General features: G+C 40.5%; 19 protein-coding genes and 2 other annotated features. Of the genes, 14 read left to right on the top strand and 5 right to left on the bottom strand.

Annotated features, from left to right (window positions below; all coding sequences use genetic code 11):
• Positions 1-108: 108 nt before the first annotated feature.
• Positions 109-642: a TetR/AcrR family transcriptional regulator gene (locus ACESOD_RS03560; protein WP_373094044.1), complete on the bottom strand. Its 534-nt coding sequence runs from the start codon at positions 640-642 to the stop codon at positions 109-111.
• A 133-nt stretch (positions 643-775) separates the two neighbouring features.
• On the opposite strand from ACESOD_RS03560, the gene ACESOD_RS03555 reads away from it, so the two are divergent.
• Together ACESOD_RS03555 and ACESOD_RS03550 are read left to right on the top strand one after the other, a co-directional pair.
• Positions 776-1678, top strand: a complete 903-nt coding sequence (locus tag ACESOD_RS03555; protein ID WP_373094043.1) for a cation diffusion facilitator family transporter — start codon at positions 776-778, stop codon at positions 1676-1678.
• Positions 1679-1754: 76 nt separating this feature from the next.
• Positions 1755-2792 carry a zinc-binding dehydrogenase gene (locus tag ACESOD_RS03550; RefSeq protein ID WP_373094041.1) on the top strand — a complete coding sequence of 346 codons (1038 nt, stop codon included), beginning with the start codon at positions 1755-1757 and terminating at the stop codon, positions 2790-2792.
• Between the two features lie 215 nt (positions 2793-3007).
• Here ACESOD_RS03550 and ACESOD_RS03545 read toward each other — a convergent pair whose 3' ends face one another.
• Complete coding sequence (locus ACESOD_RS03545; RefSeq protein ID WP_373094040.1) at positions 3008-4009, bottom strand: LacI family DNA-binding transcriptional regulator; 1002 nt, start codon at positions 4007-4009, stop codon at positions 3008-3010.
• A gap of 168 nt (positions 4010-4177) precedes the next feature.
• Between ACESOD_RS03545 and ACESOD_RS03540 the strand changes: the two genes are divergently transcribed.
• The 4 genes from ACESOD_RS03540 to ACESOD_RS03525 all read left to right on the top strand — a co-directional run bounded on the left by ACESOD_RS03540 (position 4178) and on the right by ACESOD_RS03525 (position 7982).
• The gene (locus tag ACESOD_RS03540; protein ID WP_373094038.1) at positions 4178-5356 is read left to right on the top strand and encodes a galactokinase; all 1179 of its coding nucleotides are present in this window, start codon (positions 4178-4180) and stop codon (positions 5354-5356) included.
• An 11-nt stretch (positions 5357-5367) separates the two neighbouring features.
• Positions 5368-6027 (top strand): HAD family hydrolase, encoded by a 660-nt coding sequence (locus ACESOD_RS03535; RefSeq protein WP_373094037.1) that lies wholly within the window; start codon positions 5368-5370, stop codon positions 6025-6027.
• Positions 6027-7508: a UDP-glucose--hexose-1-phosphate uridylyltransferase gene (locus ACESOD_RS03530; RefSeq protein WP_373094035.1), complete on the top strand. Its 1482-nt coding sequence runs from the start codon at positions 6027-6029 to the stop codon at positions 7506-7508. The genes ACESOD_RS03535 and ACESOD_RS03530 overlap by 1 nt, the downstream gene beginning before the upstream one ends.
• Positions 7509-7577: 69 nt before the next feature.
• Entirely contained in the window at positions 7578-7982 is a 405-nt protein-coding gene (locus ACESOD_RS03525) for a PaaI family thioesterase (protein WP_075229354.1), read from the top strand.
• 60 nt (positions 7983-8042) lie between these two features.
• Here ACESOD_RS03525 and ACESOD_RS03520 read toward each other — a convergent pair whose 3' ends face one another.
• Positions 8043-9308, bottom strand: coding sequence for a DNA cytosine methyltransferase (locus ACESOD_RS03520; RefSeq protein WP_049528106.1), 1266 nt, complete (start codon positions 9306-9308; stop codon positions 8043-8045).
• 116 nt (positions 9309-9424) lie between these two features.
• Here ACESOD_RS03520 and ACESOD_RS03515 point away from each other — a divergent pair, with 116 nt between their 5' ends.
• A complete protein-coding gene (locus tag ACESOD_RS03515; RefSeq protein WP_049528104.1) occupies positions 9425-10915 on the top strand; it encodes a Sau3AI family type II restriction endonuclease in 1491 nt (496 codons plus the stop codon).
• Between the two features lie 74 nt (positions 10916-10989).
• On the opposite strand, the gene ACESOD_RS03510 is transcribed toward ACESOD_RS03515, so the two are convergent.
• Both ACESOD_RS03510 and ACESOD_RS03505 read right to left on the bottom strand, forming a co-directional pair.
• On the bottom strand, positions 10990-11376 hold the full coding sequence (locus ACESOD_RS03510) for a bleomycin resistance protein (protein WP_004251499.1): 387 nt from the start codon (positions 11374-11376) through the stop codon (positions 10990-10992).
• 11 nt (positions 11377-11387) lie between these two features.
• Positions 11388-12215 carry an exodeoxyribonuclease III gene (locus ACESOD_RS03505; protein ID WP_373094032.1) on the bottom strand — a complete coding sequence of 276 codons (828 nt, stop codon included), beginning with the start codon at positions 12213-12215 and terminating at the stop codon, positions 11388-11390.
• Between the two features lie 262 nt (positions 12216-12477).
• On the opposite strand from ACESOD_RS03505, the gene ACESOD_RS03500 reads away from it, so the two are divergent.
• The 7 genes from ACESOD_RS03500 (at position 12478) to ACESOD_RS03470 (ending at position 22005) form a co-directional block, all read left to right on the top strand.
• Positions 12478-14223: an ABC transporter ATP-binding protein gene (locus ACESOD_RS03500; protein WP_373094030.1), complete on the top strand. Its 1746-nt coding sequence runs from the start codon at positions 12478-12480 to the stop codon at positions 14221-14223.
• A complete protein-coding gene (locus ACESOD_RS03495; protein WP_373094029.1) occupies positions 14213-15955 on the top strand; it encodes an ABC transporter ATP-binding protein in 1743 nt (580 codons plus the stop codon). Before ACESOD_RS03500 ends, ACESOD_RS03495 begins: the two co-directional genes overlap by 11 nt.
• Before the next feature lie 105 nt (positions 15956-16060).
• Complete coding sequence (locus ACESOD_RS03490; RefSeq protein ID WP_006149937.1) at positions 16061-16753, top strand: sugar transferase; 693 nt, start codon at positions 16061-16063, stop codon at positions 16751-16753.
• A 39-nt stretch (positions 16754-16792) separates the two neighbouring features.
• Complete coding sequence (locus ACESOD_RS03485; protein WP_373094028.1) at positions 16793-18019, top strand: DegT/DnrJ/EryC1/StrS family aminotransferase; 1227 nt, start codon at positions 16793-16795, stop codon at positions 18017-18019.
• Positions 18020-18074: 55 nt separating this feature from the next.
• Positions 18075-18299, top strand: a binding site (T-box leader).
• A gap of 62 nt (positions 18300-18361) precedes the next feature.
• Complete coding sequence (gene trpB, locus ACESOD_RS03480) at positions 18362-19540, top strand: tryptophan synthase subunit beta (RefSeq protein WP_061863621.1); 1179 nt, start codon at positions 18362-18364, stop codon at positions 19538-19540.
• Positions 19537-19762: a binding site (T-box leader), on the top strand. (Overlaps the previous gene by 4 nt.)
• Positions 19763-20080: 318 nt before the next feature.
• Complete coding sequence (trpE, locus tag ACESOD_RS03475; protein WP_373094027.1) at positions 20081-21442, top strand: anthranilate synthase component I; 1362 nt, start codon at positions 20081-20083, stop codon at positions 21440-21442.
• Complete coding sequence (locus ACESOD_RS03470; RefSeq protein WP_373094026.1) at positions 21439-22005, top strand: aminodeoxychorismate/anthranilate synthase component II; 567 nt, start codon at positions 21439-21441, stop codon at positions 22003-22005. The genes trpE and ACESOD_RS03470 overlap by 4 nt, the downstream gene beginning before the upstream one ends.
• The last annotated feature ends 6 nt before the right edge of the window (positions 22006-22011 follow it).

Below are 22011 nucleotides of genomic sequence, written 5' to 3'. Positions count from 1 at the left end.
AAGTAGAAAGTAGATGTAAAATACTCGTGATGAATTGGAATATTTGAATGATAGAATGTCAACTAGTATTTTTCTTTTGAGTGGGTATGAAATCTATAGTTGTGTTTGCTACTTCATCTCCAAGACGCCTAAGTAAAAGCTTACTACTTGGTCTTCTGTATAAGATTTTCCTTTTTTGAGCCACCAGGTTAGTATTTCAATAAAGTTAGTTACAACAAAATGCTTGAGGTAGGAAGCAGGAATACTAGGATAGGAAACATGCAAGTCTTCCGCCACCATGGGATAAACATGGTGTTCCAATTCTTTCTGTAATTGGCGGAGGAAGTAGTCATTTTTAGAGAAAAGGAGGCTGGTGATCTGGTCCTGGTTTTTCTTGAAATGTGAAAAGATATGGGACAAATAAGCTTCTGTAGTTATATTTTCCTCGCGTTCAAAAAGATGATGGAAGAGATAGCGACAGAGCTCATCTAGGAGTAATTCCTTACTCTCATAGTGACTGTAGAAGGTAGAGCGACCGACATTTGCGAGGTCAATAATCTCTTGGACTGTGATGGATTCGTAATCTTCTTGATTCAATAATTGTAAAAAAGCAGTATAGATAGCTTTTCGTGTCTTGGTAATGCGGCGGTCTTGACTAGTCATATGGACACTTTGAACAAATTGTTCAGTAACTTACAAAGAGAACAGTTTGCCCCTATCCTTTCTTTTCGGAGTAAGAGATAATACTAGTAAAGGGAATATTTATACTACTATTATACCAAAGGAGGATGAAAAAATGACAACGAAAGGTGCGGTTTGGCTAGCTTTTTTCTTAAATTTGAGTTATGCCATTATCGAGTTTATCGCTGGTGGAGTGTTTAGTTCCAGCGCTGTTCTTGCTGACTCTGTCCATGATTTGGGAGATGCCATCGCAATTGGTGTATCAGCTGTTCTTGAAACAATTTCCAATCGTGAAGAAGATAGCCATTACACCTTGGGTTACAAACGGTTTAGTCTCTTAGGAGCCTTGGTAACGGCTGTGATTCTCATGACAGGCTCTGTTCTGGTTATCTTGGAAAATATAACGAAACTCTTTCATCCACAACCTGTCAATGATGAGGGAATCCTCTGGCTAGGAATCATAGCGGTCAGTATCAATGTGTTGGCGAGTCTAGTAGTTCGTAAGGGAAAAACTAAGAATGAGTCTATTTTGAGCCTGCACTTTCTGGAAGATACTCTGGGTTGGGTGGCTGTTATCCTAATGGCCATTGTTCTGCGATTTACCGACTGGTATATTCTGGATCCGCTCTTATCTCTGGTCATTTCTTTCTTTATTCTCTCAAAAGCCATTCCTCGTTTTTGGTCTACGCTCAATATTTTCCTTGATGCTGTGCCAGAAGGAGTGGATATCAAGCAAGTAAAGAGCGACTTGGAGCAATTGGACCGCGTTGCTAGTATTAATCAGCTAAACCTCTGGACCATGGATGGTTTGGAAAAAAATGCCATTGTCCATGTTTGTCTAAAAGAAATTGAACAGATGGAGGTCTGTAAAGAAGCAATCCGTGCCATGCTCAAAGATTATGGCTTTCAAAACATCACCATTGAAGTTGATGCTGACCTAGTAACTCACCAAGCCCATAAGCGAAAAATTGAGGAGTTGGAAGTAAGTCAAAGTCATGGACATGAACATCATCATTAATGAGATGTAGTATAAGTGAGCGAAAGCTAAATAAAAAGTGTATACTTAAAGTAGTTAGATACAGAGAGGAAATTTTATGAAATCAGCAGTATATACTCAAGCTGGGCAAGTGGGCTTAGCAGAAATTGATCGTCCGAAAATTGAGGCGGCAGATGATGCCATTATCCGCATTGTTCGCACTTGCGTTTGCGGTTCAGACCTATGGAGTTACCGAAATCCAGATATTAAAGCGGGTCACAAAAATAGTGGACACGAAGCAATTGGAATCGTTGAAGAAGTTGGTGAGGCTGTCACTACTGTAAAACCAGGTGACTTTGTCATCGCGCCTTTCACTCATGGTTGTGGAGAGTGTGATGCCTGTCGTGCTGGTTATGATGGGACTTGTGACCGCCATATTGGCACCAACTGGTCAGGTGGTGTCCAGGCTGAGTATATCCGTTTCCACTTTGCCAATTGGGCACTTGTGAAAATCCCAGGTCAACCTTCAGATTATAGTGAAGGCATGCTCAAGTCACTTTTAACACTTGCTGATGTCATGCCGACGGGTTATCATGCGGCGCGTGTGGCTAATGTGCAAAAAGGCGACAAGGTGGTCGTTATCGGGGATGGTGCTGTTGGTCAATGTGCCGTGATTGCAGCTAAGATGCGTGGAGCATCGCAAATTGTCCTTATGAGTCGCCACGAAGACCGTCAAAAGATGGCCTTGGAGTCAGGCGCGACAGCGGTCGTAGCTGAACGTGGTGAAGAAGGCATTGCCAAGGTGCGAGAAATTCTCGGTGGTGGAGCAGATGCAGCACTTGAGTGTGTGGGTACTGAAGCAGCCGTCGGCCAAGCTATCGGTGTACTCCATAATGGAGGACGCATGGGATTTGTCGGTGTGCCTCACTACAATAACCGTGCGCTTGGTTCGACCTTTGCTCAAAATATCTCAGTGGCAGGTGGAGCAGCATCAGTTACTACTTATGATAAACAAGTTTTATTAAAAGCAGTTCTTGACGGTGATATCAATCCGGGTCGTGTCTTTACTGATAGCTATACTCTGGACGAGATTGATCAAGCCTATAAAGACATGGATGAACGCAAGACTATCAAGTCTATGATTGTGATGGATTAATACTCTTCGAAAATCTCTTCAAACCACGTCAGCTTCACCTTGTCGTTGATATAGGTAACTGACATCGTCAGTCTTATCTACAACCTCAAAGCAGTGCTTTGAGCAACCTGCGACTAGCTTCCTAGTTTGCTCTTTGATTTTCATTGAGTATAAAAAGAAAAACCTAATAGGATTTGAGAATCTCTATTAGGTTTTTTTGTGTTTAACTATTGCGCTTAATGCAAGGTACTTTCTCTTAAAGTCAGTTTGGTTCCCAGCATGGTTAGGCTTGGGATTTTACGGCCGTGAAGGACTTCTCTGTTCAGGATATCCATTCCTGTGCGCCCCATTTCTTCGGTGTAGACTGTAATACTGGAAAGTGGTGGGAACACTTGCTTGGTTAGAATAGTATCATTAAAAGAAATAATGCTCACGCGCTCAGGTATGCTGATGCTGGCTTCTTGAAGGGCGCGAAGGGCACCAATAGCCAAGCTATCACTGGCAGCAAAAAAGGCCTGTGGAAGCTTTTCTCCTAATTTTTCGATAGCTTCCTTCATCAAGTCATATCCAGATTGGGCAGTAAATTGACCTTGAAAAACGAATTCTTCGTTATAGATTCCCTTTTCTTGCGTATAGGACTTAAAGTAATCTAAGCGTTTATCTGCGATAACTTCTTCATGGTCAGTAGTAGTTTCAAGACCGGATAAGATACCAATCTTTTTAAGCCCATGATCTGTAAAGTAATCAACAACCTGTCTAACAGCATTATAAAAATCTGTAATGACACAGGTATGACCAAGAGCAATCGTATCACTGTCTAAAAATACTAGGGGTTTGTGGTATTCCTCAAATGATGCAATCTGTGCTTGGCTAAATTTCCCAATACAAAGAATACCAATCACTTCTTCGCTAAGCGTGAAAGGCTGGTCATTAAAATAGCGCAAGATGTCGTAATCTAATTCTTGGGCTCTATTTTCAATTCCTAGTCGAATCTGATAGTAGTAGAGGTCTTCTAACTCTCCCTGTTCACTGACCCACTGGATGATGGCAATTTTCTGTTTGAGTTTATGTGATTCACCTGTTTTGAGATGTTTGGTATAGCCTAGTTCTTCGGCAACGGTTAAAATACGATGTCTGGTTTCTTCTGTCACAGATAGACTCTGATCGCGATTGAGGACACGGGATACAGTTGCGATCGAGACAGAGGCTAGCTGAGCAATATCTTTGAGTGTAGCCATAATTCCCCTCCTTTTTAGGTTATTATAGCATATTTTTCTTCCTTTTTACTCATAGTTTAGTAAAATATCGGTAAAAATGTTGACCTAAGCAAAACCCTTGGGTACAATAGAAGAAAACGATTACAGGATAAACTTTTTTACCTAATATTTCGTCAAAGGAGAATTCATATGACACAACATCTTACTGCTGAAGCACTTCGCAAGGATTTTCTTGCTGTTTTTGGTCAAGAAGCGGATCAAACCTTCTTCTCACCAGGGCGTATCAACTTGATTGGAGAACATACTGACTATAACGGTGGGCATGTTTTCCCAGCAGCTATTTCATTAGGAACTTACGGAGCTGCACGCAAGCGCGATGACCAAGTATTGCGTTTCTACTCCGCGAACTTTGAGGACAAAGGCATCATCGAAGTGCCTCTAGCTGACCTTAAGTTTGAGAAGGAGCACAACTGGACCAACTATTCAAAAGGTGTCCTTCATTTCTTGCAAGAAGCTGGTCATGTGATTGATAAAGGTTTTGATTTCTATGTTTTTGGGAATATCCCAAATGGTGCGGGCTTGTCTTCTTCTGCATCTTTGGAGCTTTTGACTGGTGTCGTGGCAGAATACCTTTTTGACCTAAAATTGGACCGTTTAGATTTAGTAAAAATCGGAAAATTGACAGAGAATAACTTTATCGGTGTTAACTCTGGTATCATGGACCAATTTGCGATTGGTATGGGGGCAGACCAACGTGCTATTTACCTAGATACTAATACTCTAGAATACGACTTGGTTCCTCTTGATTTGAAGGACAATGTTGTTGTTATCATGAATACCAACAAACGCCGTGAATTAGCAGATTCTAAGTACAATGAACGCCGCGCTGAGTGTGAAAAAGCAGTAGAAGAACTCCAAGTGGCCTTGGACATTCAAACCTTGGGTGAATTGGATGAGTGGGTTTTTGACGAGTATAGCTATCTCATCAAAGACGAAAATCGTTTGAAACGTGCTCGTCATGCTGTTCTTGAAAACCAACGTACCCTTAAAGCACAAGCCGCTCTTCAAGCAGGAGATTTGGAAAAATTTGGTCGTTTGATGAATGCATCTCATGTTTCACTTGAGCACGATTACGAAGTGACTGGATTGGAATTAGATACCCTCGTTCACACTGCATGGGCTCAAGAAGGTGTTCTTGGTGCTCGTATGACAGGAGCAGGTTTTGGTGGTTGTGCTATTGCCTTGGTTCAAAAAGATGCGGTTGAAAACTTTAAAGAAGCTGTTGGCAAACACTATGAAGAAATCGTTGGCTATGCTCCAAGCTTCTATATCGCTGAAGTTGCAGGTGGAACTCGCGTCTTAGATTAGGAGAGAAGGATATGGAAGCTGTAATATTTGATTTAGATGGCTTATTAGCCGATACTGAAATCATTTCTCTAAAAGTTTATCAAGAATTGCTTAGAGATTTTGGAATTCCTTTCACAGAAGAAACTTATTCTAGAGACTACAGTGGACATAGGGAAGAGGAGAATGTTCAACGATTTTTGGATACCTATGATTTACCCTGGAACTTTGACCAAACCTTGGATAAAGTTTATGAACTGGAAGCTCAAATCTTAGCCAAAGGTGTAAATTTAAAAAAAGGTGCTAAAAATTTGCTTACTTATTTGCAAAGAGAAGGCATTCCAATCGCTTTAGCAACATCAAGTGTTAAATCTCGAGCTAAAATGATCTTGGATAGCAATGGGATACTATCCCTATTTGACCATCTAATTTTTGCAAAAGATGTAAAGCGAAGCAAATCATACCCTGATATTTTTTTAAAAGCCTGCAGTGATTTGAACGTTTTACCAGAGAATTGCTTAGTACTAGAGGATAGTGAAGCAGGGATTGAAGCGGCATCTAGAGCTGGGATTCCAGTTATTTGTATTCCAGATTTAAAAATACCAGCACAGTCTTTCTTAAATAAAACAGAACAAGTTTTTCAAGATTTAGATGCTGTTAGAGACTATTTAGAAAGTAAGAAGGAGGTTTTCTAGTGACCTTAGTAGAAAGATTTGTTACCAAAGTCATTGCAGAAAGTGCCTTTGAAGAGTTGGATCGGATCTATCTAACCAATCATGTTTTAGCACTGGTGGGGAATGGGGTTCTTGAAGTCAATACTGACCAAAATGATTTGATTGAACTAAAAGATCAGCTTGTTGAGGAAGCAGTTCGCTTGGAAACGATTGAAGATAGTCTGGCTGCGCGTGAGATTCTCGGTGCAGACCTCATGGACTTGGTAACGCCTTGTCCAAGTCAGGTTAATCGTGACTTTTGGGCTACTTATGCCCAGTCACCAGAGCAGGCGATTGCGGACTTCTACCAACTCAGTCAGAAGAATGACTACATCAAACTAAAGGCTATCGCAAAGAATATTGCTTATCGTGTTCCTTCTGACTACGGTGAACTGGAGATTACCATCAATCTCTCTAAGCCTGAAAAGGATCCAAAGGAGATCGCGGCAGCTAAGTTGGTCAAGTCGAGCAACTATCCTCAATGTCAGCTTTGTATGGAAAACGAAGGCTACCATGGTCGTGTCAACCATCCAGCTAGGAGCAATCATCGTATTATTCGTTTTGATATTTCTGGGCAGGAGTGGGGCTTCCAATATTCGCCTTATGCGTACTTTAATGAGCACTGTATTTTCCTAGACAGTCAACACCGTCCTATGGCTATTAGTCGACAAAGTTTTGAGCGTTTGTTAGCAATTGTGGAGCAGTTCCCAGGCTATTTTGCAGGCTCGAATGCGGACCTACCAATTGTTGGTGGTTCAATCTTGACCCATGATCATTACCAAGGTGGGCGCCATGTTTTCCCGATGGAAGTGGCTCCTATTCAGAAAAGCTTTACCTTTGAAGGTTTTGAATCTGTCAAAGCAGGGATTGTTCAGTGGCCTATGTCAGTCATTCGATTGACGTCGGATTCAAAAGACGATTTGATAAATCTTGCTGAGAAAATCTTACTGGCTTGGCGTCAATACTCCGATCCAAGTGTGCAGGTCTTGGCAGAAAGCAATGGAACTCCGCACCATACTATCACACCGATAGCCCGTAAACGAGATGGACAGTTTGAGTTGGACTTGGTCTTGCGGGACAATCAAACATCTCCAGAGCATCCAGACGGCATCTATCATCCCCACAAGGATGTCCAACATATCAAGAAGGAAAATATCGGCTTGATTGAGGTTATGGGCTTAGCAATCTTGCCCCCACGTTTGAAGGAAGAAGTAGAGCAAGTAGCAGCTTATCTAGTCGGAGAAGAAGTATCAGTCGCAACTTATCACCAAGAATGGGCGGATGAGTTGAAGGAAAGTCATCCTGGATTGACTGATAAAGACCAAGCTCTCGAAATTGTCCAAGAATCTGTGGGTAAAATCTTCGCTCGGGTATTGGAAGATGCAGGAGTTTATAAGCAAACAGAAGAAGGACAAGCAGCCTTTATGCGCTTTGTGGAGCAAGTTGGTATTAGTCCCGAATAAGTGCTTCTCCCTTGCACAGAGTCTTGAAAAGTAGTATCATAGTGTCGTTTGAAATATCAGGAGGAAAGTATGAAAGATTTTCACTTTGACGCTATATCTGCCTTTGAAAACTACGAAATTGAAAAAATGAGAGATGGTCACGTTGTGGTAACGACAAAAGTAGTGGACTCCTCACTCAACTATTATGGGAATGCCCATGGAGGCTATCTATTTACCCTTTGTGACCAAATCAGTGGTCTTGTGGTGATTTCGCTTGGCTTAGATGGCGTGACACTCCAGTCTTCTATCAACTACTTGAAAGCCGGAAATCTAGGGGACCTTCTCACTATCAAGGGGGAATGTGTCCATCAAGGACGCACCACTTGTGTGGTTGATGTTGATATCATCAACCAAGATGGTAGAAATGTCTGCAAGGCAACCTTCACCATGTTTGTCACAGGACAACGATCTGAAGATAGACAGGTGAGGATATAGGAAACATAAAAAAGAGGCACATGCCTCTTTTTTTATGTTGTTTAATGTAAGCAACTTGTTTTAATCAATTTTCTTTATAAAATCACCGATTTTTCTTACAATCTCAGTAACAAGAGCATTTCCCATAAAGAACATTCTCATTTTATCAGAAACATCTACAATAGACCCATCAGTTAATTTCTTTTTAGCTGTCCAATTATCTGGGAAATCTTGAAGACGTTCTGCTTCAACTGGAGTTATAAGACGGTATTTACCATTAACTTTAAGAAAATGGGTTGAACGATTAACGGTACCTTCAGAAGTCAACATTGTACGACCAGGTAAGTTTAAATCGTCATAGGGAGCCATACCACCTTCAGAATAGATGTAAGTATGACCGTCCGCAGAAGTACGTTCAATTCGTTTTGGTCCCCTTAGAAATTGGAATTTTTCCAATTTTGCTTGGTCAGTAATGAAATATTTATCAGGAACATCCTTTTCATCCTGAAGAATTTCACCTAATGTAATTGGTCTTCCATTAAAGTTAGGCTCTGTATCGATAGAGTAGTATTTTCCATATCTCATAATACCTGTGTTCCAAACAGTACCTGTAAAATTATCAGATACCTCCACGATATCATCTCCAAGTTCATGAAAAACATGTCTATTTTTAACTGGTATATTTTTTATTGGAAATTGAGTTGCAAATAAACCTGTTTGAAATAAATACTCATCATATTTATGTTCTTCAGCTACTGCTTCATTGTTTTCATATTGTTCATCAATTGATTTTGCAAAATTAGTATCATTACGATAAACGAAGAAGAAAACACGACGACGTCTTTGGCTTCGTCCGTAATCAGCCGCATTGATGACTCTCCATTCAACTGAATATCCCAAATTATTGAAAGCTGTTAGCATGATTGCGAAGTCTCTTCCTCGTTGTTTAGAAGGGGCTTTTAGCAATCTGTCAACGTTTTCGAGGATAAGATATTTAGGTTTAATATTTTCGGTAGCACGAATGATTTCCCAAAAGAGGACTCCTTTTTTTCCTTCGATACCTTTTTCATTTTTTTTACTTCTAGCGACAGAATAGTCTTGACAAGGAAAACCTCCTACAATCATATCTGCATCCATTTTCGAAAATTCTTCGTCTGTAATATCAGAGATACTAATATTGATATTCTCGCTGTCGGGGAAATGATAATCATATACCTCAAATGCATCTTGAGATTTACGAGACGGTTCCCACTGGTTAGCCCACTTTGTTTCAAAGAACTGGTTATCAGATTTTTCTAATCCTATTCGGAATCCTCCGACCCCAGCAAATAGTTCGAGAACTTTCATCTTTTCTCCTTACAATTTTTCAGTTTAATCCATTATATACTATTTTCAACGATTGATCAAGTATTAATGCTTGCTTTGTATTTAATCTGATATAATATAGGGAGTAGGAGAAAAGAATGAAACAAAATTTATTTAATTATAACGATGAAGATATTGACAGTGTTGTAAATTACTCTCACAAACTTTTGAATAGAAAATTTGCTGAGGTTATGGAAGAATATAATCGATCTCTCTATAAAACATACGAGGATTATCAAAATCAAGAAGCTAATGAATATGAGAAAAAAGAAATTAAACCATCGTCAAAGGGACAGTATGGGAATTATATAGAACGTTATTATTATGGTTATCAGCCTAACAGTAATGCTGCAGCTGATTTTGAAAAAATTGGAGTAGAGCTTAAGGTGACTCCATTTAAAGTTAATAAGAATGGAACCATTTCTGCAAAAGAACGACTAGTCTTGACGATTATTAATTATTTTGAAGAGAACTTGGACGATTTTTATCAAACTCATCTATGGCAAAAATGTTCTAAAATACTTTTATTATTTTACAACGGTTTGATTCCTGAAAATACAGTTTTTGATTACATGATTGAAAAAGTGTTTCTGTATGAATGGTTTGAGGAAGATATGAATGTCATTTTAGATGATTACGCTCGAATTACTCAGAAAATTAAGGAGGGACGTGCGCACGAATTGTCTGAGTCCGATGGGAACTATTTATCAACTTGTACTAAAGGAGCCGGTAAAGACAAAGATTGGAAAAAACAACCTTTTAGTGATGTTTTGGCAAAACAACGTGCCTGGGAATTAAAGTCTAGTTATATGACGTATTTGATTAATCATAAAATCTTTGCTAGTCATGAACAGGAGAGTGTATTAGCTACTGCAAAAGGAACGAAAAAAACATTTACCCAGCTTATTGAAGAAAAAATTTTGAAGTATGAAGGATGGAGAGCGGAAGACTTATATGATGCGTTCGGTGTTCCTCGTCGCTCAAAATCTAGAAATAATTTACTGATTCGTAAAATGATTGGTATTACTAGTGATATAGAAAATACTCAGGAATTTCAAAAAGCCAATATGAATCTTAGAGTTATTAGTGTGAATAAAAAGGGGCTACCTACTGAAGACTCACCGTTTAAAGTTTATGATTTTATAGAATTGGCAAAAAATGACAACTGGGAAGAATCTCATGTTTATCAAGAAATTTGTGACAAACGCTATATGTTTGTTGTATTTAAGGAAGAAGAACCTGGAGAATATGTTTTAAGTCAAGTGAAGTTTTGGGGATTCCCTGAACGTTTAGTCGATGAAGCAAAACGTGTCTGGAATGAAACACGTAGCATTATTAATGAAGGGGTACAGTTAACTCAGACAAAAAAAGGTGTTTCGACAAACTTTCCTCAAAGCAAAGTAAATAAGTTCTTGTTTACCAAAATTCATGCATCAAACTCTTATTATGAAATTGAAAAAAATGTTTTTGTAGGAAAAGGAAAACTATCAGATACGAACCCTCTTCCTGATGGACGAAGAATTACCAAGCATTCTTTCTGGATTCCTAAAAAGTTCCTTAAAGATATTTTGGATGGTAAGTGGGATTAAGTGATTTTCAACAGTAAGAAAAAGAGGCATATGCCTCTTTTTTTATTACTTTCCCACTCTAATGCTTTATTATCCTATTCACTAAATCTTAAAAAATAGCCATCTGGGTCTAAAACTGCAAATTCATGAGGGTAGATATATTGTTCACCAACACGAAATTCTCTTTTAGTCAAAGGACGATAGATGGGATAGTTGGCTTCCAGCAGTTTTTGGTGGAGCTGAGGGACATCCTTGATACCAAAGGAAATATTGACACCACGCCCGAAAGGATAAGTCAGTTGGGATAATTCTTCTGCGTTGCCTTCTTCTAGCATAAGTTGGCAGTCTTCAAGCGAAAGGAAGAGAAATTTTTCCTCTGGACGCTCGTATTCGACAGAGAATCCCAATAAGTCGCAGTAGAAGTGACGCGATTTCTCGATATCCGATACGACAAATTCAGGGATGACAGCTTGATAGTCCATTCGTTTTCTCCTTAGAAATCAATCTCCAAGACAATCGGTGTATGGTCTTGGCGTGCGCCTGAGTCAATCATGTCTGACTTGGTAACCTTGTCTGCTACACGGTTACTTGTGAGCCAGTAGTCGATTCTCCAGCCTGTATTGTTGATTTTTGAAGTTTTGCTACGTTGTGCCCACCAAGTATAGCGTTCTGGCACATCGCCATGGATATGGCGGAAGGTATCTGTAAATCCTTTGGATAAAAGGTTTGTAAATCCTTCACGTTCTTCGTCTGTAAATCCTGGTGAACGACGGTTGCTGGCTGGGTTGGCAAGGTCAATTTCCTTGTGGGCAACATTGTAGTCTCCTGTTGCTAGGACAGTTTTTTGCTTGTCTAGTTGAGCCAAGTACTCTGCATATTTGACATCCCAGACTTGACGTTCTTCCAAGCGTTTGAGTCCATCACCAGCGTTTGGTGTGTAAACTTGGGTCACGAAAAATGTATCAAATTCTAAAGTGATGATACGTCCTTCCAAGTCCATGGTAGAAGGAGCACCGATTTCTGGGAAACTGATAGTTGGAGTCAGTTCTTTCTTATAGAGGAACATGGTTCCAGCATAGCCTTTACGAGCAGGTTCTTGAGAGGAACGCCAAGTATTTTCATATCCAGGGAAGAGTTCTTCTAACACCTCAAGATGTTTTTTAGTAGGCCCTGTAGCTGAAAGCTTGGTTTCTTGGATGGCGATGATATCAGCGTTTTCAGCAACCAAGGTTTGGAGGACGTCTTGTGATAATTTCGCACGCGCAGAATCGCTCGTGAGTGCAGCGTTTAGGGAATCAATATTCCATGAGATCAGTTTCATAATGTTTACCTTTTCATTCAGATTATAGACAATATTATACCAGAAAAAGAAGCAATTCCCCAGCGTATGGTTTGAAAAATCCAGGTCATTCCTATATAATAAAGAATGATTTATGTAAAAGATTGAAAATAAATGAAATGTTACTCCTTTGAGTATCTTTATCGCTAAATATGACAAAGTTTAAGTTAGTGTCATCACCTATGAATAGGAAAAACCTGAGGCAGTAGCCTCAGGTTTCCATTTGTCATTAGAAAGGAATTTTATGTCCATCATCCAAAAACTCTGGTGGTTTTTTAAATTAGAAAAACGCCGTTACCTAGTTGGAATCGTAGCTTTGGTTTTGGTTTCTGTACTAAACCTTATCCCACCTATGGTCATGGGGCGCGTGATTGATGCCATTACTTCGGGACGATTAACACAAGATGAACTCCTACGTCATCTCTTTTATCTCCTGCTGGCAGCTTTCGGGATGTACTACTTGCGTTACGTTTGGCGCATGTATATCCTAGGGACCTCCTACCGACTTGGACAAATCATGCGTTCAAGACTATTTGAGCATTTTACAAAAATGTCGCCAGCTTTTTATCAGAATTATCGAACTGGGGATTTGATGGCTCACGCAACCAATGATATCAATGCTCTGACTCGTCTAGCAGGTGGTGGTGTCATGTCGGCGGTGGATGCCTCTATCACGGCCTTGGTGACTCTGCTGACAATGCTCTTTAGCATTTCTTGGCAGATGACCTTGGTTGCCATTCTGCCCTTGCCATTTATGGCCTATGCGACTAGTCGTCTGGGGAGAAAGACCCATAAGGCTTTTGGCGAATCCCAAGCAGCCTTTTCTGAACTTAATAATAAGGTTCAAGAATCTGTATCAGGTATCAAGGTAACCAAGTCCTTTGGTTATCAGTCTGATGAGTTGGCATCTTTCCAGGAAGTCAATAATTTGACCTTCCAAAAGAATCTGCAAACCATGAAATATGATAGTCTCTTTGACCCCATGGTTCTACTCTTTGTTGGTTCTTCCTATGCCTTAACTCTCTTAGTCGGTGCCTTTATGGTGCAAGCAGGACAAGTAACCGTTGGTAATCTGGTCACCTTTATCTCTTACTTGGATATGTTGGTCTGGCCCTTGATGGCGATTGGTTTCCTCTTTAATATTACTCAAAGAGGGAAGGTTTCTTATCAACGAATTGAGAACCTCTTGTCTCAAGAATCACCTGTCAAAGATCCAGAATATCCACTTGATGGGATTGAAAATGGGCGCTTGGACTATGCCATTGATCGTTTTGCCTTTGAAGACGAAGAGACGCTGAGAGATATACATTTTAGTCTCGAAAAAGGGCAAACCTTGGGCTTGGTTGGGCAGACTGGTTCAGGGAAAACTGCTTTGATAAAATTGCTCCTACGTGAGTATGATGTTGACCAAGGAGCTATTTATCTAAATGGTCATGACATTCGTGACTATCGACTAGCTGATTTACGAAGTTTGATGGGATACGTCCCACAGGACCAATTTCTCTTTGCTAGCTCTATCTTAGAGAATATTTGTTTTGGAAATCCTGACCTACCTTTCTCAGCAGTAGAAGAAGCGACAAAGCTGGCTCAAGTCTATCAAGATATTCAAGACATGCCTGAGGGATTTGATACAGTTATCGGGGAAAAAGGTGTCAGTCTATCCGGTGGACAAAAGCAACGTCTGGCTATGAGTCGGGCCATGATTTTAAATCCTGATATCTTGATTTTAGATGATTCCTTGTCAGCTGTGGATGCTAAGACAGAGTTCGCGATCATCGATAATCTCAAGGAAACTCGCAAAGATAAAACGACTATCATTACTGCCCATCGTCTCAGTGCAGTTGTTCATGCAGATTTGATTTTGGTCATGCAGGATGGTCGCATCATTGAGCGAGGTAGGCATGAAGACTTACTAGCCTTGGATGGTTGGTATGCCCAGACCTACCAGTCTCAACAGTTAGAAATGAAAGGAGAAGAAGATGCGGAATAAACAAGAACAATGGGCTGTATTGAAGCGTTTGTTGTCTTATCTTAAGCCCTATAGTCTCCTCACCTTTTTAGCCCTTGCTTTTCTCCTCGCGACGACTGTTATTAAAAGCGTAATTCCCTTGGTAGCTTCGCACTTTATCGACCAGTATCTAAACAATCTTAATCAGCTTGCTGTTACAGTTTTGCTAGTTTACTATGGTCTCTACATCCTTCAAACTATTGTCCAATATGTGGGGAACATCCTCTTTGCACGCGTGTCCTACAGCATCGTTAGAGATATCCGACGTGATGCCTTTGCCAATATGGAAAAACTAGGTATGTCTTATTTTGATAAAACACCTGCAGGTTCCATTGTTTCGCGTTTGACCAATGATACTGAGACTATTAGTGATATGTTTTCAGGAATTTTATCCAGCTTTGTCTCAGCAGTCTTTATCTTTGTGACAACCCTTTATACCATGCTTGTTTTGGATTATCGTCTGACAGCTTTAGTATTGCTCTTTCTACCTTTGATTTTCCTTTTGGTCAATCTCTACCGTAAAAAATCGGTCAGGGTTATTGAAAAAACCAGAAGTCTCTTATCAGATATTAACAGTAAGCTGGCAGAAAATATCGAAGGGATTCGCATCATTCAAGCCTTTAACCAAGAAAAGCGCCTGCAAGAAGAGTTTGATGAGATAAATCAGGAACACCTGGTCTACGCTAACCGTTCAGTAGCTCTGGATTCCCTCTTTTTACGCCCGGCCATGAGTTTACTGAAGTTATTGGGGTATGCAGTTTTGATGGCTTACTTTGGCTATCGTGGTCTCTATCTAGGCATAACAGCAGGAACTATGTATGCTTTTATCCAGTACATCAATCGCCTCTTTGATCCCCTCATCGAGGTAACGCAAAACTTTTCTACCCTTCAAACATCCATGGTGTCAGCAGGTCGTGTTTTTGCACTTATCGATGAAACCAACTATGAACCGACCCAAGAAAATGGACAAGCGGAGATTCAAGAAGGGAATATCCGTTTTGAACATGTGTCCTTCTCCTATGATGGGAAACACCAAATTCTCGATGATATTTCCTTTACAGTCAATAAAGGTGAAACCATCGCCTTTGTCGGACATACAGGTTCTGGGAAATCCTCTATCATCAATGTTCTCATGCGCTTTTATGAATTCCAGTCTGGTCGAGTTCTCTTAGATGGTGTGGATATTCGTAAGTATAGCCAAGAGGAATTGAGAAAAAATATCGGTCTGGTTCTACAGGAACCTTTCCTCTATCATGGGACCATCAAGTCCAATATCGCCATGTACCAAGATATCAGCGATGACCAGGTTAAGGCAGCGGCAGAATTTGTGGATGCAGATTCTTTCATTCAGGATCTTCCATTAGGCTATGATGCCCCAGTGTCTGAGCGTGGTTCGAGTTTCTCTACTGGGCAACGTCAACTTCTTGCCTTTGCTAGAACCGTTGCCAGTCAACCGAAAATTTTGATTTTGGATGAAGCGACAGCCAATATTGACTCTGAAACAGAAACTCTGGTCCAAAATTCTCTAGCCAAGATGAGACAGGGCCGGACGACCATTGCCATCGCTCATCGTCTTTCTACCATTCAGGATGCTAACTGTATCTATGTCCTTGATAAGGGACGTATTATTGAGAGTGGAACCCATGAGGAACTTTTGGCCTTGGGTGGAACCTATCACAAGATGTATAGTTTGCAGGCAGGGGCTCTTTCCTAAGGAAGAATTCCTTTAAAACACAGATTTCTTGCACTGCCTCTTTCATTTTGTGGTATAATGTAGAATGTTTAAAGATTACATATTAAAAAACAGAGGAGAATGTGCATGCTGAAATGGGATGAACTACCTCAAGAGATGCAATTGAGCGAGGTAAAACCATACTACCAGCTCGTCTCTGGAAGAAAAGGTTCACTGATTCTCAAGCGTTGTCTAGATTTGTTTCTAGCCTTGGTCTTGTTAATCTTGACTTCACCCGTATTTCTAATTCTAAGCATTTGGATCAAGCTAGATAGCAAAGGTCCAGTTATTTACAAGCAGGTGCGGGTAACCCAGTACAACCGACATTTCAAGATTTGGAAATTCCGGACCATGGTAACGGATGCTGATAAAAAAGGAAGTCTAGTAACTTCTGCAAATGATAGTCGTATCACAAAAGTTGGAAATTTCATTCGACGTGTTCGTTTGGATGAATTGCCGCAATTGGTTAATGTTCTCAAAGGTGAGATGTCCTTTGTGGGAACTCGTCCAGAAGTACCACGCTACACAGAGCAGTATAGCCCTGAAATGATGGCTACCTTGCTCTTGCCTGCAGGGATTACATCGCTTGCCAGCATTAACTATAAGGACGAGGATGCCATTATCAGTCAAATGACTGCAAAAGGTATGACGGTTGACCAGGCCTATGTCGAAAGAGTCCTCCCAGAAAAGATGCACTATAATCTAGCCTACCTACGTGATTTTAATTTCTTCGGAGATATCAAGATCATGTTCCAGACTGTATTTGAAGTTTTAAAATAAAGTAGTCGTAAGATTGAAACCAATCAAAGGAGTAAAACAATGACAAAGTATAATATTCCATTTTCACCACCTGATATTACCGAAGCTGAAATTGCTGAAGTAGCAGATACCCTCCGCTCTGGTTGGATCACAACAGGTCCAAAGACAAAAGAATTGGAGCGTCGTCTATCTGCCTATACTCAGACACCTAAGACAGTCTGCCTCAACTCTGCAACAGCAGCTCTTGAATTGATCTTGCGCGTGCTTGAAGTGGGCCCTGGCGATGAAGTTATCGTTCCAGCTATGACTTATACAGCATCATGTAGCGTTATCACTCACGTAGGTGCTACACCAGTTATGGTTGATATCCAAGATGATACCTTTGAAATGGATTATGACAAGCTTGAGCAAGCAATTACTGAGAAGACAAAGGTTATCATCCCAGTTGAACTTGCAGGGATTATCTGTGACTATGACCGTTTGTTCCAAGTTGTAGAAAAGAAACGTGACCTCTTTACAGCTACTAGCAAGTGGCAAAAAGTCTTTAACCGTATCGTTGTTGTCTCAGATAGCGCCCATGCTTTGGGTTCAACCTACAAGGGACAACCAGCTGGTTCTATTGCAGACTTTACGTCCTTCTCTTTCCACGCAGTTAAGAACTTCACAACAGCTGAAGGAGGAAGTGCTACTTGGAAAGCTAATCCAGCTATTGATGATGAAGAAATGTACAAGGAATTCCAAATCCTATCTCTTCATGGTCAAACAAAAGATGCGCTAGCTAAGATGCAACTAGGTTCATGGGAATACGATATCGTAACTCCTGCCTACAAGTGCAACATGACGGATATCATGGCTTCAATTGGTTTGGTACAATTGGATCGTTATCCTGGCTTGCTTCAACGTCGTAAAGAGATCGTAAGTCGCTATGACCGTGGATTTGCAGGAACTCGTATTCACCCATTGGCGCATGAGACAGATACTGTTGAATCTTGTCGTCACCTTTACGTTACCCATGTAGAAGGTGCTAGTCTCGAGCAACGCAATCAAATTATCCAAGAATTGGCCAAAGCTGGAATCGCAAGTAACGTTCACTACAAACCGCTTCCACTTTTGACAGCTTATAAGAATCTTGGCTTTGATATGGCAAACTATCCTAAGGCTTATGCCTACTTTGTAAATGAGATTACACTACCACTTCACACCAAATTAACGGATGAAGAAGTAGATTATATCATTGAGACTTTTGTCAAAGTTTCTGATGAAGTTCTAAGTGCTTCACAAAAATAATTAAAAAAAATAGTGAAAACGGTTGACAAAGAAAAAACAATAACATATAATTAACTCAACAAATCAGAAAAGTAATTATTTTTAATCTTCAGGGAGCCTGTGGTTACTGTGAACAGGTGGTTGAAACTAGTGAAATTGGGCTGATTTTAAAAGTGAATTTGAAACAATGAAAATTCGGTAGGCACACCTTACAGTGCAACTTGTTGTTAGACAAGGCAGAGATGTAAAGGGGATATTCTCTTTACAATTGAGGTGGTACCGCGTTACAAACGCCCTCACATGGAAGTAAATTCCGTGTGTGGGCGTTTTCTTATCTTGGAAACAGTAGAAAAGAGGAATCTTATGACAACTAAAGGTTATTTTGGACAATTTGGTGGTAGTTTTGTACCAGAACCAATTCAGGCTTTATTAGATGAGTTGGAAGTGACTTTTGATAAATACAAGGACGATCCAGAATTTTTGGCAGAATATCGTCATTACTTGAAAGATTATTCAGGTCGTGAGACTCCGCTCTATTTTGCAGAAAGTTTGACGGATTATCTAGGAGGTGCTAAGATCTATCTCAAACGTGAAGATCTTAACCACCTTGGTTCACACAAACTTAACAATGTCCTTGGACAGATTCTTCTTGCTAAACGCATGGGTAAAAAACGTGTGATTGCAGAGACAGGAGCTGGCCAGCACGGTGTTGCGACAGCTGCAGCTGCAGCTAAATTTGGTATGGCATGTGATGTCTACATGGGGGCAGAAGATGTGGAACGTCAACGTCTCAACGTCTTCCGTATGGAGATGATGGGAGCAACTGTTCACGCAGTTGAAACTGGTACTCGTACTCTCAAAGATGCGGTAGATGCAGCCTTTGGAGCATGGATGAATGACCTTGATGCTTTCTACGTTTTAGGTTCGGCTGTAGGTCCGCACCCTTACCCAACGATTGTTCATGAATTCCAAAAAGTGATTAGTGAAGAGTCTCGACGTCAAATCTTGGAAAAAGAAGGACGTTTGCCAGACTACGTCATTGCCTGTGTGGGTGGTGGTTCTAATGCCATCGGTGCCTTCTCGCAGTATGTAGCTGATGAAGAAGTTAAATTGGTTGGGGTAGAAGCTGCTGGTCACGGTTTAGATACCGACAAACACGCGGCAACAATGACCAAGGGTAGTGTAGGAATTGTCGATGGAATGAAAACCTATGCAGTCTTTGGTGAAGATGGAAATGTTGCACCTGTTTACTCTATCTCTGCTGGTTTAGACTATCCAGGGGTTGGACCAGAACACGCCTTCTTTAAAGACTCTGGTCGTGTAGAGTATGTTGCAGCAACTGATGAAGAGGCTGTTCAAGCCTTGCTTCTACTTAGCAAGACTGAAGGAATTATCCCAGCTATTGAAAGCTCCCATGCTATCGCTGAAGCAGTTAAACGAGCACCAAAACTAAGTAAAGATGAGATTATCATCATCAATGTCTCTGGTCGTGGAGACAAGGACGTAGCTGCCATTGCAGACTACCTTGAAGCTAAAAAATAAAAGATGGAAAAATTATAGCTGTTTCTCTCTCAGAGAGCTTGTGGTTGCTGAAAACAAGCAGAGAAAGCTGTAAGGTTGGGTCCATCTGAATTGAGAGAAGAAAACATGATTCTCAAGGGAGTGCCCTTTATAGCACAGCCTGTTACAAGAAGATTCTGAGACGGGATTGAGAGATAGGAGAAATCCTATAATTGAGGTGGCACCGCGAATTTCGTCCTCACGCAAGTTATTTTGCGTGGGGATTTTTATATATTTTTCGTAGATATGGCTATCAGTTTTAAATTATGCTTCATCACTAGATAGATTTCTATAAAATATTTGCGAGCGAAGTGAGCATTGAACCGCTATTTCCCGCCATAGTGGTATTCTAGAGAAGCAAAGATGCTTCTCTAGAACGGAATTTTTGAGACCTAAGGCTCAAAAATTAGGGATGAAATTTCGGAGAAAGTTGCTCCCGTCCGCACTATTTAAGGGAAATAGAAAAAAGATAAAAAATTAACACTAAAGATCATAAAATAAGGAACTGAAAGGGAAATTACAATGGAACGAATCATTCATGGAGATGTTTTATCACCAATCTTGGCTTATATGCGCTTAAAGGGACAACACAAGGTCATACTTGAAAGTATCCCAAGAGAAAAGGAAAATGCTCGATTTTCTATTTTGGCTTATAATCCAGTTTTTGAGATTAAGTTTGAAAATGGGGTTCTTTATCAAAATGGGCGAGTGATTGATCGTGACCCCTTGGATTTCCTTTATGAAGTGACTCATAAAAGCCATCACCATTCAGACCTACCTTTTGGTGGTGGAGCTATCGGATTTGTTGGCTATGATATGATTTCTCTTTATGAAGAAATTGGCCAGCTTCCTGAGGATACGATTGGGACGCCAGATATGCATTTCTTCGTCTATGAAAGTTATATAGTTTTTGACCATAAGAAAGAAAAAATTCATGTCATAGAGGATGCTCTCTACAGTGAACGTAGTAATGAAGAATTAGAAGTGGCTTTAAATCAGGTTTTAGAAGAGTTGAAGATCCCTGCTCCAAATGAATTTGAAGATTTGGACGTTTCTCCACTTCAGTTTAGACCACATATTGCACCTCAAAAATTTGAAGAGATGGTAGAAACAGCGCGCGACTTGATTCGCAATGGAGATATGTTTCAATGCGTGCTTAGTCAGCGTTTCTCCGCAGAGGTAACTGGAAATCCTTTTGACTTTTACAGAAATCTCCGAGTGACAAATCCATCAAATTACCTCTACTTTTATGATTTTGGAGATTATCAAATCATCGGTGCCAGTCCTGAGAGTTTGGTTTCCGTCAAGAATGGTATCGTGACAACCAATCCAATTGCAGGTACACGACCTAGAGGTGCCAATGACGAGGAAGATGCAGCACTTGCAAGTGATCTACTTTCTGATGCAAAGGAAACGGCAGAACATCGAATGTTGGTAGACTTGGGACGAAATGATATCGGTAGAATTGCTGAGACAGCAAGTGTCCAAGTAACCAAGTATATGGAAGTGGAACTTTTCCGCTATGTCATGCATTTGACTAGCGTGGTTAAAGGTCGTTTGTTGCCAGAACTGACTGCCATGGATGCCTTGAAGGCGACTCTTCCGGCTGGAACAGTTTCTGGGGCCCCTAAGATTCGTGCTATGAAACGCATCTATGAGTTGGAAACAGAGAAGCGAGGCGTTTATGCCGGAGCTATCGGTTACCTTTCAGCAACTGGAGATATGGACTTTGCCATTGCAATTCGAACCATGATTCTAAAAAGTAAAACAGCCTACGTACAGGCTGGTGCAGGAATTGTTTATGATTCTATCGCTCAGAATGAATACCAAGAAACCATTAACAAAGCTAAATCTATGACTAGAATGGGAGAACTAAGACCATGATTTTATTGATTGATAATTATGATTCATTTACCTATAACTTGGCTCAATACATTGGGAATTTCGCAGAAGTTCAGGTTTTGAGAAATGATGATCCAAACCTTTATGAAGAAGCTACAAAGGCAGATGGACTGGTCTTTTCTCCTGGTCCAGGTTGGCCAGCTGATGCTGGGAAGATGGAAGAAATGATTCGTGATTTTGCAGGTAAGAAACCGATTCTAGGGATTTGTTTGGGGCACCAAGCCATTGCAGAAGTCTTTGGTGGCAAGTTGGGCTTGGCTCCAAAAGTCATGCATGGCAAGCAGAGTCAGATTCGATTTGAGACTCCGTCCGTTCTCTATCAAGGAATCGAGGACAATCGTCCAGTCATGCGTTACCACAGTATTTTAATTGAAGAGATGCCAGAAGAGTTTGAAGTGACAGCTCGTTCGAAAGATGACCAAGCCATTATGGGGATTCAACACAAAACTCTTCCGATTTATGGCTTGCAGTATCATCCAGAAAGTATTGGAACGCCAGATGGCCTATCTTCTATTCAGAATTTTATCGAGAAAGTTGTAAAGTGAGGAACA

The sequence above is a fragment of the Streptococcus oralis genome (genome assembly GCF_964238205.1).
GTDB lineage: Bacteria > Bacillota > Bacilli > Lactobacillales > Streptococcaceae > Streptococcus > Streptococcus oralis_CZ.
The sequence above is the reverse complement of the archived record's forward strand: the minus strand, read 5'-3'. Positions and strand labels throughout refer to the sequence as shown.

What these genes read in the sequence shown, in the direction of transcription:
- ACESOD_RS03560 (WP_373094044.1), bottom strand. Translation starts at nt 642, where the DNA reads ATGACTAGTCAAGACCGCCGCATTACCAAGACACGAAAAGCTATCTAT.
- ACESOD_RS03555 (WP_373094043.1), top strand. Translation starts at nt 776, where the DNA reads ATGACAACGAAAGGTGCGGTTTGGCTAGCTTTTTTCTTAAATTTGAGT.
- ACESOD_RS03550 (WP_373094041.1), top strand. Translation starts at nt 1,755, where the DNA reads ATGAAATCAGCAGTATATACTCAAGCTGGGCAAGTGGGCTTAGCAGAA.
- ACESOD_RS03545 (WP_373094040.1), bottom strand. Translation starts at nt 4,009, where the DNA reads ATGGCTACACTCAAAGATATTGCTCAGCTAGCCTCTGTCTCGATCGCA.
- ACESOD_RS03540 (WP_373094038.1), top strand. Translation starts at nt 4,178, where the DNA reads ATGACACAACATCTTACTGCTGAAGCACTTCGCAAGGATTTTCTTGCT.
- ACESOD_RS03535 (WP_373094037.1), top strand. Translation starts at nt 5,368, where the DNA reads ATGGAAGCTGTAATATTTGATTTAGATGGCTTATTAGCCGATACTGAA.
- ACESOD_RS03525 (WP_075229354.1), top strand. Translation starts at nt 7,578, where the DNA reads ATGAAAGATTTTCACTTTGACGCTATATCTGCCTTTGAAAACTACGAA.
- ACESOD_RS03520 (WP_049528106.1), bottom strand. Translation starts at nt 9,308, where the DNA reads ATGAAAGTTCTCGAACTATTTGCTGGGGTCGGAGGATTCCGAATAGGA.
- ACESOD_RS03515 (WP_049528104.1), top strand. Translation starts at nt 9,425, where the DNA reads ATGAAACAAAATTTATTTAATTATAACGATGAAGATATTGACAGTGTT.
- ACESOD_RS03510 (WP_004251499.1), bottom strand. Translation starts at nt 11,376, where the DNA reads ATGGACTATCAAGCTGTCATCCCTGAATTTGTCGTATCGGATATCGAG.
- ACESOD_RS03505 (WP_373094032.1), bottom strand. Translation starts at nt 12,215, where the DNA reads ATGAAACTGATCTCATGGAATATTGATTCCCTAAACGCTGCACTCACG.
- ACESOD_RS03500 (WP_373094030.1), top strand. Translation starts at nt 12,478, where the DNA reads ATGTCCATCATCCAAAAACTCTGGTGGTTTTTTAAATTAGAAAAACGC.
- ACESOD_RS03495 (WP_373094029.1), top strand. Translation starts at nt 14,213, where the DNA reads ATGCGGAATAAACAAGAACAATGGGCTGTATTGAAGCGTTTGTTGTCT.
- ACESOD_RS03490 (WP_006149937.1), top strand. Translation starts at nt 16,061, where the DNA reads ATGCTGAAATGGGATGAACTACCTCAAGAGATGCAATTGAGCGAGGTA.
- ACESOD_RS03485 (WP_373094028.1), top strand. Translation starts at nt 16,793, where the DNA reads ATGACAAAGTATAATATTCCATTTTCACCACCTGATATTACCGAAGCT.
- trpB (WP_061863621.1), top strand. Translation starts at nt 18,362, where the DNA reads ATGACAACTAAAGGTTATTTTGGACAATTTGGTGGTAGTTTTGTACCA.
- trpE (WP_373094027.1), top strand. Translation starts at nt 20,081, where the DNA reads ATGGAACGAATCATTCATGGAGATGTTTTATCACCAATCTTGGCTTAT.
- ACESOD_RS03470 (WP_373094026.1), top strand. Translation starts at nt 21,439, where the DNA reads ATGATTTTATTGATTGATAATTATGATTCATTTACCTATAACTTGGCT.